Below are 14,018 nucleotides of genomic sequence, written 5' to 3'. Positions count from 1 at the left end.
TTGGGGTTCCCGGGGCCCCCGAGACCCGGGAAGACACAGCATCAGCGGGTCCGGGGTTCGAGTCCCTGGCGGCGTGCCCCGCGTGTGGCTCGAGTACCTCCCGGCGCACGGGCACGGAAGGAACCTCGTTCCAGCAGGGGCCTTCTTGTATGTCAGGCGCCACAATGAACGCGTATGACCGGTAAACACCGCGTTTCGCATCTTGCGATCATGATGACCACCGTAGAACCCTGGTTTTCAAGATGCTGCGGATACGCGGCAGTTGGGGGGTAAGGAGCCGGTTGCCGGTGTTGCGGGGAAAGGGGGCCCCGCTTCGGAGGATGCCGAGGGGGGCGTCTGCAACCGGAAGGTCGCTGTTACCTGTCTAATGCTGTGAAGATTGTGGTGACTGCGGCCCACCACTGATACGTCTGTGAAGGTCGAGGGGGACCAGATCAGCCGTAAGGAAACGACAACACGCGGCTCGTCCGCGTGTGGGGGGATGACTCATGACGTCGACGCCGACGGGCGCCCGGCAGAATTTCGACCCGTCCGACACCACACAGCTCAGGCTGCCTTCGCATCGGACCGGCACACTGGGCCGGATAAAGAAGACCCTTCCGAAGTACGACTACGAGCACTACAGCAGACTGGCCGGTCCCCTGACGCAGCCCGACCCGAGCCGGCCCTACAAGGTGCAGTACCGCTCGCTGATCTCGCAGGAGCCGCACCGCATCAGAGTCGCCCTGATGCTCACCGCGGCCCCGCTGCTCTCGCTGGTCCTGCTGGCCTGGCTGCTCCAGCCGGAGCACTGGACCGAGCGCGACTACCCGGCCTTCTCGTGGCTGCCGGCCCTGGACATCGTCATGCTCGTCTCGATCGGCCTGATCGAGTTCTTCCGCTGCATGAACGTGCTGTCCAACGCGCACGCCACCCTGGTCGCCCGGGACCCGGTCCCGGTCGTGCCCGAGACCGGCACCAGAGTCGCCTTCCTCACCTCCTTCGTGCCCGGCAAGGAGCCGCTGGAGATGGTGACCAGGACCCTGGAAGCCGCGGTGAAGATCCGCCACCGCGGCCTCATGCATGTCTGGCTCCTGGACGAGGGCGACGACCCGGCGGTCAAGGAGGTGTGCGCGCGGCTCGGTGTGCACCACTTCTCCCGCAAGGGCGTCGAGAAGTGGAACCGGCCCAAGGGCCCGCACCGCGCCAAGACCAAGCACGGCAACTACAACGCCTGGCTGGACGCGCACGGCGACGAGTACGACTACTTCGCCTCCGTGGACACCGACCACGTGCCGCTGCCCAACTACCTGGAGCGGATGCTCGGCTTCTTCCGTGACCCGGACGTCGGCTTCGTGATCGGCCCGCAGGTCTACGGCAACTACGACAACTTCGTCACCAAGGCCGCCGAGTCCCAGCAGTTCCTCTTCCACGCGCTGATCCAGCGCGCCGGCAACAAGTACGGCGCCCCGATGTTCGTGGGCACGTCGAACGCCGTGAGGATCAAGGCGCTGAAGCAGATCGGCGGGCTGTACGACTCGATCACCGAGGACATGGCCACCGGCTTCGAGATGCACCGCCACAAGAACCCGGCGACGGGGAAGAAGTGGCGCTCGGTGTACACCCCGGACGTGCTCGCGGTCGGTGAGGGCCCGAGCGCCTGGACCGACTTCTTCACCCAGCAGATGCGCTGGTCGCGCGGGACGTACGAGACGATCCTCAAGCAGTACTGGAAGGGCTGGTACTCGCTGCCGCCGAGCAAGCTCTTCAACTACACGATGATGATCATCTTCTACCCGATGTCCGCCCTCAACTGGATCCTCGCGGCCCTGAGCTGCGCGCTGTTCCTGGGCCTGGGCGCCTCGGGTGTGAACATCGACCCCACCGTGTGGCTGATGCTCTACGGCAACGCCTCCGCGCTCCAGATCGGCCTGTACATCTGGAACCGCCGCCACAACGTCTCCCCGCACGAGCCCGAGGGCTCCGGCGGTGTCGCGGGCATGGTCATGTCGGCGCTGTCCGCCCCGCTCTACGCGAAGGCGCTGGTCGACGCGGTGCTGCGGCGCAAGAGCAAGTTCGTGGTCACGCCCAAGGGCGACTCGGCCAGCCCGGACCGGTGGTTCGCGACCTTCCGCTACCACTGGTACTTCATCGCCATCTTCGGGGGCTCGATCGGTGCCGGTGTCGCCCTCGGGCACTCGCACCCCGCGATGATCATCTGGGCGACCTTCGCCATGCTGATCACCGCGACACCGATCCTCACCTGGCGGCACATGCTGCGACAGGCGAAGAAGAAACCCACCGCGCCCGCCGAGGCGCCCCACGCACCGGTGGTCCCGGCTCAGGTTCCGGCGCAGTACCAGGCGCAGCCGCTGCCCGCGCAGCCCACGCCGGCCCAGCACGCCCCGGCCCACAAGCCGACCTGGGCCGCCGCCCCGAAGCCGGACTCCGGGGACGACGGGGGCAACGACCAGACCATGCAGATCGCCCTTGGTGGACTTGGGGGACGTAAGGAATGAACGACCGTGCAGGCCGCCGCCGCGCCCGTCGACTCGCGATCGGTACGGCGGTGGTGCTCGCGCTGGCCGGGATGAACGGCCCGTGGCTGTACCGCTTCGGGACGGCGAAATACCACCAGTACCAAATCAACAAGCCCGAGTACAAAGCCGAGAACGGCAAGTGGGAGATCGTCCAGTTCCCCGAGAAGTACCGGCAGAACACCATCCACGCGGCGCTGCTGCGCACCGGGAAGGTGCTGCTGGTGGCGGGCTCGGGCAACAACCAGGACAACTTCGACGCGAAGAAGTTCGACACCAGGATCTGGGACCCGGTCAAGGGCACGATCAAGAAGGTGCCGACGCCGAGCGACCTGTTCTGCACCGGCCACACCCAGCTGGCGAACGGCAATCTGCTGATCGCCGGTGGCACCAAGCGGTACGAGAAGCTCAAGGGTGACGTCACCAAGGCCGGCGGCCTGATGATCGTCCACAACGAGAACCCGGACCAGCCGATCACGCTCCCGGCCGGGACCAAGTTCACCGGCAAGGAGAACGGCAAGACGTTCGTGTCCAAGGACCCGGTGGTCGTGGAGCGGGCCAAGAAGGTCTTCGACAAGACGACCGGGAAGTTCCTGCGCAACGACCCCGGGCTCGGGCGTATCTACGTGGAGGCGCAGAAGAGCGGCGCCAAGTACGAGACGGGGACCCAGGACAACTACCGGATCCAGGGGCTCACCGGGACGGACGCGCGCAACACGTACGGCATCGCGCAGAAGCTGGCGCTCGACAAGAAGGACTTCCAGGGGATCCGGGACGCCTTCGAGTTCGACCCGGTCGCCGAGAAGTACATCAAGGTCGACCCGATGAAGGAGGCCCGCTGGTATCCCACGCTCACGACCCTGAGCGACGGGAAGATCCTCAGTGTCTCGGGGCTCGACGACATCGGGCAGCTGGTGCCGGGCAAGAACGAGGTCTTCGACCCGAAGACCAAGAAGTGGACCTATCTCTCGAAGATCCGTCAGTTCCCGACCTACCCCGCGCTGTTCCTCATGCAGAACGGCAAGGTCTTCTACTCGGGGTCGAACGCGGGGTACGGACCGGACAACGTGGGGCGCGACCCGGGCATCTGGGACGTGGCCAGCAACAAGTTCACGAAGATCCCGGGCCTCAGCGACGCCAAGGAGATGGAGACCTCCGGGACCGTGCTGCTGCCTCCGGCGCAGGACGAGAAGTTCATGGTGATCGGGGGTGGCGGGGTCGGCGAGTCCAAGCTGTCCAGCAACAGGACGCGGATCGTGGACATGAAGGCGGACAGCCCGAAGTTCGTGGACGGGCCGACGCTGGAGAAGGGGACGCGGTATCCGCAGGCGTCGATCCTTCCCGACGACAGCGTGCTGGTGTCCGGGGGGTCGGAGGACTACCGCGGGCGCGGTGACTCCAACATCCTGCAGGCCCGGCTGTACCACCCGGACACCAACACGTTCGAGTCGGTGGCCGACCCGCTGGTGGGGCGCAACTACCACTCCGGGTCGCTGCTGCTGCCGGACGGGCGGGTGATGTTCTTCGGGTCGGACTCGTTGTACGGGGACAAGGCGAACACGAAGCCGGGGGTCTTCGAGCAGCGGATCGAGATCTACACGCCGCCCTATCTGTACCGGGATTCACGGCCTTCGCTGTCCGGGGGGCCGCAGACGATCGCCCGGGGGGCTTCGGGGACGTTCACCTCTCCGCAGGCCTCGGTGATCAAGAAGGTGCGGTTGATCCGGCCCAGTGCGTCGACTCATGTGACCGACGTGGATCAGCGGTCCGTCGAGCTGAAGTTCACGGTGTCCGGGGACAAGGTGAAGGTGACGGTGCCGGAGAACAAGAACCTGGTGCAGTCGGGGTGGTACATGCTGTTCGTCGATGACGATCAGGGGACGCCGAGCAAGGCTCAGTGGGTGCGGGTTCCTTAGCCGGGTTCAAAAACGCTCCCGCACCTATGACTTCGGGTGCGGGAGCGTTGTGGCTGGTCGCACAGTTCCCCGCGCCCCTAGGGTGACGATGCCTCGGCCAGTTTCAAGGCGTAGTCGGACCACCACTCCCCCGCCTTCGGGCCGCCCTTGCACTCGCCGTCCGACTCGCCCGGGCGCTTGACCCACAGGTAGGCGTCCACCAGCGGATCCGCCGTCTTTATCGTCGGCGTCTCCCCCAGGGCCCTGCCCGGTGGGTTGCACCAACGCTCGTTCTCGGCACCGGACTTGTACGGGCCGTTGCCGTTGCGGCTGGTGTCGATGACGAAGTGTTTGTTGCCGACCTTGGCGGAGAGCTGCTTGCCGTAGGCGATGGAGTCCTCGGTGGAGTAGAAGTTGGAGACGTTCACCGAGAAGCCGTCGGCCTTGTCGATGCCGGCCCACTTCAGGGGTTCGAAGATCTGGTCGGGGTGGCCCCAGCCCGCGTTGCCCGCGTCCAGGTAGACCTTCGTGTTCTTCAGGGACTTGAGCTTCGCGACGGCCCCGGTGAGCAGGTCGTAGCGCTCCTCGTGGAACTCGTCCTTGGTGCAGCCGTCGACCAGGTGCAGTACGGCGTCCGGTTCGAGGATCACCGTCGCCGACCGGTCGCCGATGCCCGCGGCCACGCCGTCGATCCAGGACCGGTAGGCGTTGCCGTCGGCGGCGCCGCCCTGGGAGTACTGGCCGCAGTCGCGGTGCGGGATGTTGTAGAGGACCAGCAGGGCCGTACGGCCGGCCTTGTCCGCGGCCTCGGTGAAGCCGCGTGCCTCCTGCTCCGGGTTCTCCGTGCCGATCCACTCGCCGGTCGGCTGCTGGGCGATCTTGCGGATCTGGTCCGCCTCGTCGTCCTTGCCGCTCTTCACGTACGCGGCGACCTGCTTGGCCGCGTTGCCGTCCGGGTTGACCCAGAACGGGTCGGCCTCCTTGGGCTGCTGGGTGATCCCCGCACCGGCCTTGTCGCCCGTTTCCCCCTTGTTCCCGTCTCCCGAGGACGAACACGCGGCGAGCAGCAGTGCCGCCCCCAGCACCGCCGCACCGGTCCGTGCGCGGGCCGCCCTCCTGGCCCCCCTGCTGACGTACATCCAATTCCCCCCTGGGTGCACCGTGGCAAGTCTCAATCGTGACACACCGGTCGCGCCGCCCACGAGGTCGCCGGAGCCTTGTCCAAGAGCTGTTACAGCCCCGAAGGTCGGGGTAGGTGCGCGCCGAACGGGGCGCTCGTCGACGAAGGGGAGTGCTCAGCGATGCGGTACGCGACCAGGGAGATCCGGCTGGCCTCGGCACTGGTGGAGGCGGCGGACACCCTCGTCGAGGGCTTCGAGGCCACCCGGTACTTACAGAGGGTGTCCGACCACTGTGTGGAACTGCTCGACGCCCTGGCGGCCGGAGTGATGCTCATCGACGGCGGCCGGTCGGTGTCGCTGACCGCCAGCAGCCGGCACGAGCGGGTGGCGCTGGACCTGCTGGAGGCGCAGCACGGCGGCGGGCCCTGTCTGGACAGCTACGGCTCGGGGAAGCCCGTGGCGCCGGTGTCCATACGGGTCGCCCACGCGGCCGCCCGCTGGCCCGACTTCACCGAACGGGCCCTCAGGCACGACGTCGTGACGACGTTCGCGGTCCCGCTGCGCCGCCGCGAGAACCTGCTGGGCGCCCTCAACGTGTTCGTGCCCACGCTGCCCGGCGACACCCCCGCCGACGATGTCACCTCCGAGCTCCATGTCGCCCAGGCCCTCGCCGACGCCGCCGCCCTCGGTCTGCAGAACCGTCACGTCTACGCCCGGTACCGCACGTTGTCCGGTCAGTTGCAGGAAGCGCTGTCCAGCAGGGTCCGTATCGAGCAGGCCAAGGGCATGCTCGCCGAGCGCTGGAACGTCCCCGCCGACCAGGCGTTCATGGCGCTGCGGCAGTACGCGCGACGGCACCGGCTGCCCCTGGACCAGGTGGCGAGCACGGTCATCGAGGGGGTCGCGGACGACGGCGAACTGCGCCGCGAACGCGACGGAACGGCTGACGGACCCACTGGCGGACCCGCTGACGGACCTGCGTAGAACCCTGGACCACCAGGGCGTATGACGGAGGGCCACGGGCACGGGACTTGGCGTCAATCAGCCTCTAGGCCCGGGCGCTCATCCGTTCTAGAGTCTTCTCATAGGTATACGGCCCCAGCCCCTGGCCGCAGTCCTCACCACCGAGCCTCCCAGGCCTCCCGCTCAGTCGCCGGGTTACTCCCGCAGCCCGAGCGCGCGCGGTCGAGGACCAGCCCGGTCGGCGGCTTCGGGGGGAGCGGGTCGCCGACCGGGCCAGGTGAGGCCGCCGTCCGGTCCCTCAGAGATCGCCCGGCCCCTCGGAGATCGCCCGGTCCCTCAGAGACCGGTGCCGGTCAGGTAGGCCGAGACGATCACGTTCGCCGTGTAGCTGCGGCTCGCCCGGTCGAAGGTGCCGCCGCAGGTGATCAGGCGCAGTTCGGCGCGGCCCGGCTCGCGGGGGCCGTAGGCCTGGCGGGCGTCGAAGTCGTCGCGGGTGAGGACCCGCACGTCGTCGACGGTGAACTCGGCGACCCTGCCGTCGTCGCGGACCACCCGGACCGTCTCGCCCGGCTTCAGGGCGCTGATCTTGTAGAAGACCGCGGGCCGGGTCTCGGTGTCGACGTGGCCCACCATCAGCGCGGTCCCGGCGGCCCCCGGTTTGGCGCCGGCCGCGTACCAGCCGACGATGCCGGGCTGGTCGAGGGACGGCGGGTCGAGAGCGCCCCGGGTGTCCAGGCCGCGGGCCACCACGGGTGCCTGCACCCCGAGGTCCGGGATGTCGAGGCGTTGCGGCCGCGCTCCCTTCAAGGGCCGTGCCGCGGGCGGCAGTTCGACGGCCTCGGGCGGGCGGCCCACCGCGGCCACGTCACCGGTGGTCGGCGCGGACAGGCCGTATCGCACGTCGGTCACCTCGCGCCCCCACAGCCACAGCCCGAGCAGCAGCATCGCCCAGGCCACGCCGGTCAGCAGCCGTCCGGTCCCCGAGGTGTGCTCGTGGGGGCCGCGGTCGCCCTCCTGGTCGGAGAAGCGGTCGGCGAGACGGTCGGACATCGCCGGTCAGCCCGTCTCGCGGCTCCGGCGGCTGCGGCGCAGCACGACGGCCAGCGCCGCGACCCCGGCGAGCACCAGGCCGGTCACCGCGTGGCCGGTGCCGGGTCCGGTGGCGTGGGGCTCCATGCCGGAGAGGTGGGTGGCGGTCCAGCCGCCGCCCGCGTTCACCGGGGCGGCGGGGGTGGCGGGCGTGGCGGGGGTCGCCGAGGTGGCGCCCTTCGCCGCTACGACGGTGATGCGGCCCCGCACCTGGAAGTCGGCGCAGACGATCTTGACGTCGTAGGCGCCGGGCTCGATCGAGGAGCGGACGCGGGTCTCGCCGCTGAGGCTGCCGTCGGCCGCCGTCAGCCGGGCGTCCGCGACGAACGCGGCCGAGACGGCGGTGGCCGTCTTCCCGGCACAGCCGGTCACCCGCAGCGCGAGGTCGGCGCCGGGGGCGGGGGTGGACGGGGTGACCGAGACGCTGCCGCCGTCCGCGGCCTGCGCGGCGGGGACGGCCGGCGCGAGGGCGGCGGCGGCCAGGGCGGCGGTACAGAGAGTGAGGCGTAGAGAACCCATCGTGAACCTCCAGATATGTGGAGACTCCCCCGGGGGGCCCGGGTCCGCATCCGGAAGGGGGACGGCGTTGCTCCGTTCGGGTCAGGTCGGCCCGTTTCCGGCCCGCTCTCCGGCCCGCTCCACGGCCCGCTCTACGGCCGTTCTCCGGCCCGTCTCAGATCCGGTCGACGAGGTCCGCGATCGAGTCCACGACCTTGGAGGGCCGGTACGGGAAGGCCTCGACCTGCTCGGGCCGGGTCAGGCCGGTGAGCACCAGGAAGGTCTGCATACCGGCCTCCATGCCGGCCAGGACGTCGGTGTCCATGCGGTCGCCGATCATCGCGCTGGTCTCGGAGTGCGCGCCGATGGTGTTGAGTCCGGTGCGCATCATCAGCGGGTTGGGCTTGCCCGCGAAGTACGGCTGCTTGCCGGTCGCCTTGGTGATCAGGGCGGCGACGGCGCCGGTGGCCGGCAGCGCGCCCTCGGCCGAGGGGCCGGTCTCGTCGGGGTTGGTGCAGATGAAACGGGCGCCGTCGTTGATGAGCCGGACCGCCTTGGTCATGGCCTCGAAGGAGTAGGTGCGGGTCTCCCCGAGGACGACGTAGTCGGGCTCGTGGTCGGTGAGGATGTAGCCGATGTCGTGCAGCGCGGTGGTCAGACCCGCCTCGCCGATGACGTACGCCGTCCCCTCGGGCCGCTGGTCGTCCAGGAACTGCGCGGTGGCCAGGGCGGAGGTCCAGATGTTCTCGATCGGGACGTCCAGGCCCATGCGGCGCAGGCGGGCGTGCAGGTCACGCGGGGTGTAGATGGAGTTGTTGGTCAGCACCAGGAAGGGCTTGCCGGACTCGCGGAGCTTCTTGAGGAAGGCGTCGGCGCCGGGGATCGGTACGCCCTCGTGGATGAGTACACCGTCCATGTCGGTGAGCCACGAATCGATGGGCTTGCGGTCTGCCATGTGCGGGATCTCCTGCCGTACGCGTGTACGCCTTGCTGCGTCGGCCCCAGCCTAGACAGTGGCCGGATCTTGGGGGAATGGCCGGTTGGGGACGGGTCGCGGAAGGTCTGGCGTCAGCGGCGGCCGCGGGCCCGGAGGATGGCGCCGGCCGTGACCAGGAGGAGGGCCACGGTCGCGAGGGCGGCGGCGGCCGCGCCGGGACCGGTGCTGGCGAGTTCCTCGGCCGCGTCGGTGAAGGGGAGGCCGCCGTCGGGGGTGGGGGTGGGGATGGGGGTGGGGGTGTCGGGTCGTACGCCCGGAGCGCCTCCTTCGACGGCGAAACGGTAGTCGTTGGACTGCCCCACCCAGTCGCCGTCGTCGCCGTGGCGCTGGACGACGGCCGCGTTGGCGGTGACCTCGTTCGGTACGGCGTCCCCGGTGACCGCGAGCCGCACTCTCACGGTGAGGGTCTTGCCGGGACCGACGGTGAGCCCGGCACCGCCGAACGCCCCCACGAGTTCGTCCTCCTCGGTGCTCTCGAACCGGACGGCGCGGGTGCGGGGGCCGTCGTAGAACTCGAGCCGGAGCTGAGACGGCTTCAGTGCACGCCGCTCGTCGACGAGCACGACGACCGGGTGGATCCCGGCGCAGGTGTGGCCGGTGGTGTTGGTGAGATCCAGATCCCAGCTCTGGGACCCGCCCCCGGCCTCGTAGGAGGCGGGGCCACCGTGGATACGGGTGGTGAGGGGGAAGGCGCGGCTGGTGGGGGTGCAGGTGGGGAGTGAGGGGGGTGAGGAGGCGGCGCTGGGGAGCGCCGGGAGCGGGACGGCCACCGGCGGGAGGACTGCCGCGGGGGGCGCCTGGAGCCGGGCGGACGCCGGCGGCGCGGCTGCCGCGGGAAGGGCCGGGAGCGGGGCGGCCACCGGCGGGACGACTGCCGCGGGGGGCGCCTGGAGCCGGGCAGCCACCCCCGGGACGACCGCCGCAGCGTGCATCGGAAACGGGGCGGCCGCCGGCGGCGCGGCTGCCGCGAGGGGGGCCGGGAGCAGGGCGGCTGCCGCCGCGAGGCCGAGGAGGGTGGGCGTATGACCGTGCACATACCGTCGCATGAACACATGACCATGCCGGGCGGCGGCGGCCGACCGGGGATGCCGCTCCGTACGGCCCGGGAAGTCCCCTCGATCAGCGGACGGGAGGTGTCATTGAGGGCGGTGCGCGCCCGGCGCATGTCGTCCCCCGCGCTCCGCCGAGCGGTACACGCCGTACCGGGCTCAGGCGTCGGCCCGGCCGAACAGCGGGGCCAGCACGAGCTGGGCCGCCCCTTCGGCGACCCCGCCGACCGCCACACGGACGGGCACCGTCGCCTCGCCGGTGCGCCGGGCGCGTTCGTCGAGGACGGCTGAGATCCCTCGTAGGAACGCGTCCGGGGCGGCGGCGACGGTACGGCCGCCCAGCAGGACCAGGTCGATGTCGAGCAGGGCGACGAGGTTGCCGGCCGCGATGCCGAGGACCCGGGCCGCTTCGGGGAGGTCACCGCGGGCCACCGCCGCCAGGCACAGCGCCTCGACGCAGCCCCGGTCACCGCAGCCGCAGGGCGGACCGTCGAGCTGGACGACCTGGTGCCCGAACTCCCCGGCCGCGGTGCGCGCACCCCGGTGCACGGCTCCGCCGATGACGAGCCCCGCGCCGAGGCCCGTACCGAGATGCAGATACGCGAACGACCCCCGCTCCCCCGCGACCGCGAGCCCCAGCGCGGCCGCGTTGGTGTCCTTGTCGACCGCGACGGGCACCCCGAGCCGCCGCGCGAGCGCCTCCCGCAGCGGGAACCCGTCCCACTCGGGAAACCCGGTGACACGGTGCAGCACACCCCGGCTGTGATCGAGGGGCCCGGGGAGAGCGATGCCTACGCCGAGGAGGGAGGGCTTCCCCTCTCCGGGAAGGCCCACCACCGCGCCCACTGCCCCGTCCGCCACCCCCTCCACCAGCGCCCCCACCTCCCCCGCGACCACCGCCACGACCGCCTCCGCCCCCGCACCCCCGCCCAGGTCCAGCGCAGCGCACCGCTCCGCCACCACCGCTCCCCCGAGATCCACGAGCACCGCCCGCAGCGCGTCCCGGTCCAGGTGGACGCCCACCGCGTGGCCCGCCCCGGGCACCAGCCGCAGGACGGTCCGTGGCTTGCCGCCGGTCGAGGCACGGTGGCCCGCCTCCACCGCGAGGCCCGCCTCCCGCAGCCGCCCGGTGATCTTGCTGACGGCCTGGGGGGTCAGCCCCGTGCGTTCGGCGAGTTCCAGGCGGCTGATCCCCCCGGCGCCCGCCGACCGGAGCAGGTCGAGCACGAGCGCGGTGTTGTGGCTGCGCAGGGCCGGGAGGTTGGCGCCGCCGTTCGTCCTGTTCACGTCTGCCATTGTCCGCCACGCTTGCACTTTGGCAACAGCGTTGCGAAAGTGGAGGGCATGACTGCTGCTGACCTCCGCGTGGGCCTCGTCGGCTACGGCCTCGCGGGCTCCGTCTTCCACGCCCCGCTGATCGCCGCCACGGAGGGCCTGACCCTCGACACGGTGGTCACCTCGAACCCCGAGCGGCAGGAACAGGCCCGCGCCGAGTTCCCGGACGTCCGTACGGTCGCGGACGCCGGCGAGCTGTTCGCCCGCGCCGCCGACCTGGACCTGATCGTCATCGCGTCCCCCAACAAGACGCACGTCCCGCTCGCCACCGCCGCCCTGGAGGCCGGTCTCCCGGTGGTGGTCGACAAGCCGATCGCCGGCACGGCGGCCGAGGCGCGCGAGCTCGCCACCCGAGCCGAGGAGCGCGGCCTGCTCCTGTCCGTCTTCCAGAACCGGCGCTGGGACAACGACTTCCTGACCCTGCGCCGGCTCCTCGACGAGGGCGAACTGGGCGACGTATGGCGCTTCGAGTCCCGTTTCGAGCGGTGGCGGCCGCAACCCAAGGGCGGCTGGCGCGAGTCCGGCGACCCGGCAGAGATCGGAGGTCTGCTCTACGACCTCGGCAGCCATGTCGTCGACCAGGCGCTCACCCTCTTCGGGCCCGCCGCCTCCGTGTACGCCGAGGCGGACGTCCGCCGCCCGGGCGCCGAGATCGACGACGACACCTTCATCGCGATCACCCATGCGAACGGCGTCCGCTCCCACCTCTACGTCTCCGCCACCACCGCCCAACTCGGCCCCCGTTTCCGGGTGCTGGGCTCCAAGGCGGGCTATGTGAAGTACGGCCTCGACCCGCAGGAGGCGGCACTCAGGGAGGGCGAGCGGCCCGGTACGGCGGCCGAGTGGGGCCGCGAGCCCGAGTCGCTGTGGGGCCGGCTCGGCTCGGGTGAGTCCCCCGTGACGGGCGGCGGGACGCCCGTACCGACCCTCTCCGGTGACTACCCGGCTTACTATGCGGCCGTGGCCAGGGCCCTCTCCGGGGGCGGCACCAACCCGGTGACCGCGCTGGAGGCGGCCGCCGCCCTCGACGTACTGGAGGCGGCGCGCCGTTCGGCCCGCGACGGAGTGGCGGTGGAGCTGTGACACACAACACCGAGCTGACCCCGAAGTTCCAGCCGGAACTCACCCCGCCCCTGGAGGAGCTGGAGGCGCAGGAACGCCGCCTGGTCTTCCGGCAGTTCACGCACGAGGACGCGTGGGCGCTGGGCTCCCTGCTGGTGGAGCTGGCCCGGGAGCGGCAGGCGCCGGTGGCCGTCGACATCCGCCGCGGCGGACAGCAGCTCTTCCACGCGGCCCTGCCGGGCTCCACCCCGGACAACGACGCCTGGATCGACCGCAAGCGCCGGGTCGTGGAGCGCTACGGCTCCGCGTCCTACCTGGTCGGCGCCCGTTTCCGCGCCAAGGGCAGCACCTTCGAGGAGTCCTCGCGCCTGGACCCGGACGAGTACGCGGCCCACGGCGGCTCCTTCCCGATCACGGTGGAGGGCGTCGGGGTCGTCGGCGCGGTGACGGTCTCGGGGCTGCCCCAGCTCCAGGACCACCGCTTCGTCGTGGAGGCGCTGGAGGAGTTCCTGAGCAAGGAGCGGTAGCAGGAGCGGCAGCCGGGGCCGGAATGACACCGGGCTCCTGATCGTTGGCACCTGCCATGAAGCAGAGCATCGGAAAGTACGGCATCTGGAACGGCGGCGGTCTGCGCGGCGAGGAACCGTCCCTGGCGGGCGAACGAGCCGAGGCCGCCGCCGAGTTGGAGGAGCTCGGGTTCGGCGCGATCTGGCTGGGCGGCAGCAGTTCCGCCGCCCACGCCGCCCCGCTCCTGGAGGCGACCTCGCGGATCGTCGTCGGCACCAGCATCCAGAGCATCTGGGACCACGACGCCAAGGCCGCGGCCGCGAGCTTCACCGACCTGAACGCCGCCCACACCGGCCGTTTCGTCCTGGGCCTGGGCGTCAGCCACGCCAAGCTCACGGAGCAGTACCGGCGGCCGTACTCGGCTCTGGTGGCGTACCTGGACGCCCTGGACGAGGCGGGAGCACCGGCCGAGGGCCGTGTCCTGGCCGCGCTGGGCCCCAAGACCATCGAACTGGCCAAGAACCGCTCGGCCGGCTCGATCCCGTACCTGATCACCGCGGAGCAGACGGCTGCGTCCCGCGAACTCCTGGGCGAGGCGCCTGTGTTGGCCCCCGAGCTGAAGGTCGTCCTCGAATCCGACCCCACCCGCGCCCGCGCCGTGGCCCGCGACTACCTGGCCATGTACCTCGCCCTGCCCAACTACACCAACAACTTCCTCCGCAACGGCTTCACGGAGGACGACCTCAAGGACGGCGGCAGCGACCGCCTGGTCGACGCGGTCTACGCCTGGGGCACGGACGAAAAGATCCGCGCCCGCATCGACGAGTTCCTCGACGCGGGCGCGGACCACGTGGCCCTGCAGGTGGTGGACGGCGGCCCGCGCTTCAGCCTCCCGAGGGAGGCCTGGCGCAAGCTCGCATCCTTGCTGGCCTGAGGTTTTCAGGGGCGCGGGACTGTATCAATATGCGGCTCCGCCGCGCGGGCGC

The 14,018-nt window shown here is 70.8% G+C and carries 12 protein-coding genes; 6 read left to right on the top strand and 6 right to left on the bottom strand.

Annotated elements, in window-relative coordinates:
• The first annotated feature begins 488 nt into the window (after positions 1-488).
• Both ACFYZ8_RS00930 and ACFYZ8_RS00925 read left to right on the top strand, forming a co-directional pair.
• A complete protein-coding gene (locus tag ACFYZ8_RS00930; RefSeq protein WP_359030449.1) occupies positions 489-2,498 on the top strand; it encodes a glycosyltransferase family 2 protein in 2,010 nt (669 codons plus the stop codon).
• Positions 2,495-4,432: a galactose oxidase-like domain-containing protein gene (locus ACFYZ8_RS00925; RefSeq protein ID WP_388536398.1), complete on the top strand. Its 1,938-nt coding sequence runs from the start codon at positions 2,495-2,497 to the stop codon at positions 4,430-4,432. Before ACFYZ8_RS00930 ends, ACFYZ8_RS00925 begins: the two co-directional genes overlap by 4 nt.
• Before the next feature lie 77 nt (positions 4,433-4,509).
• On the opposite strand, the gene ACFYZ8_RS00920 is transcribed toward ACFYZ8_RS00925, so the two are convergent.
• Positions 4,510-5,550 (bottom strand): glycoside hydrolase family 6 protein, encoded by a 1,041-nt coding sequence (locus ACFYZ8_RS00920; RefSeq protein ID WP_388536396.1) that lies wholly within the window; start codon positions 5,548-5,550, stop codon positions 4,510-4,512.
• Between the two features lie 162 nt (positions 5,551-5,712).
• Here ACFYZ8_RS00920 and ACFYZ8_RS00915 point away from each other — a divergent pair, with 162 nt between their 5' ends.
• Positions 5,713-6,516, top strand: a complete 804-nt coding sequence (locus ACFYZ8_RS00915; protein ID WP_359030452.1) for a GAF and ANTAR domain-containing protein — start codon at positions 5,713-5,715, stop codon at positions 6,514-6,516.
• 315 nt (positions 6,517-6,831) lie between these two features.
• Here ACFYZ8_RS00915 and ACFYZ8_RS00910 read toward each other — a convergent pair whose 3' ends face one another.
• The 5 genes from ACFYZ8_RS00910 to ACFYZ8_RS00890 form a co-directional block, all read right to left on the bottom strand.
• Entirely contained in the window at positions 6,832-7,545 is a 714-nt protein-coding gene (locus ACFYZ8_RS00910) for a class F sortase (protein WP_388536394.1), read from the bottom strand.
• A 6-nt stretch (positions 7,546-7,551) separates the two neighbouring features.
• Positions 7,552-8,103, bottom strand: a complete 552-nt coding sequence (locus ACFYZ8_RS00905; RefSeq protein WP_359030454.1) for a hypothetical protein — start codon at positions 8,101-8,103, stop codon at positions 7,552-7,554.
• Between the two features lie 154 nt (positions 8,104-8,257).
• The gene (locus ACFYZ8_RS00900; RefSeq protein WP_280851281.1) at positions 8,258-9,037 is read right to left on the bottom strand and encodes an HAD-IIA family hydrolase; all 780 of its coding nucleotides are present in this window, start codon (positions 9,035-9,037) and stop codon (positions 8,258-8,260) included.
• A gap of 113 nt (positions 9,038-9,150) precedes the next feature.
• A complete protein-coding gene (locus tag ACFYZ8_RS00895) occupies positions 9,151-10,011 on the bottom strand; it encodes a hypothetical protein (RefSeq protein ID WP_388536850.1) in 861 nt (286 codons plus the stop codon).
• Between the two features lie 276 nt (positions 10,012-10,287).
• Positions 10,288-11,424, bottom strand: coding sequence for an ROK family protein (locus tag ACFYZ8_RS00890; protein ID WP_388536392.1), 1,137 nt, complete (start codon positions 11,422-11,424; stop codon positions 10,288-10,290).
• Positions 11,425-11,472: 48 nt separating this feature from the next.
• On the opposite strand from ACFYZ8_RS00890, the gene ACFYZ8_RS00885 reads away from it, so the two are divergent.
• From ACFYZ8_RS00885 to ACFYZ8_RS00875, 3 genes are read left to right on the top strand one after another with little or no spacing between them, the layout of a single operon-like run.
• Positions 11,473-12,546: a Gfo/Idh/MocA family oxidoreductase gene (locus ACFYZ8_RS00885; protein WP_388536390.1), complete on the top strand. Its 1,074-nt coding sequence runs from the start codon at positions 11,473-11,475 to the stop codon at positions 12,544-12,546.
• A complete protein-coding gene (locus ACFYZ8_RS00880; RefSeq protein WP_359030457.1) occupies positions 12,543-13,052 on the top strand; it encodes a heme-degrading domain-containing protein in 510 nt (169 codons plus the stop codon). The genes ACFYZ8_RS00885 and ACFYZ8_RS00880 overlap by 4 nt, the downstream gene beginning before the upstream one ends.
• A gap of 56 nt (positions 13,053-13,108) precedes the next feature.
• Complete coding sequence (locus ACFYZ8_RS00875) at positions 13,109-13,966, top strand: LLM class F420-dependent oxidoreductase (protein WP_388536388.1); 858 nt, start codon at positions 13,109-13,111, stop codon at positions 13,964-13,966.
• Positions 13,967-14,018: the final 52 nt, after the last annotated feature.

Origin of the sequence: Streptomyces sp. NPDC001668 (genome assembly GCF_042893155.1) — a bacterium.
In the GTDB taxonomy this organism is placed as follows: domain Bacteria; phylum Actinomycetota; class Actinomycetes; order Streptomycetales; family Streptomycetaceae; genus Streptomyces.
Note: the sequence above shows the minus strand (reverse complement) of the source record. Positions and strands in the feature narration are given on the sequence as shown.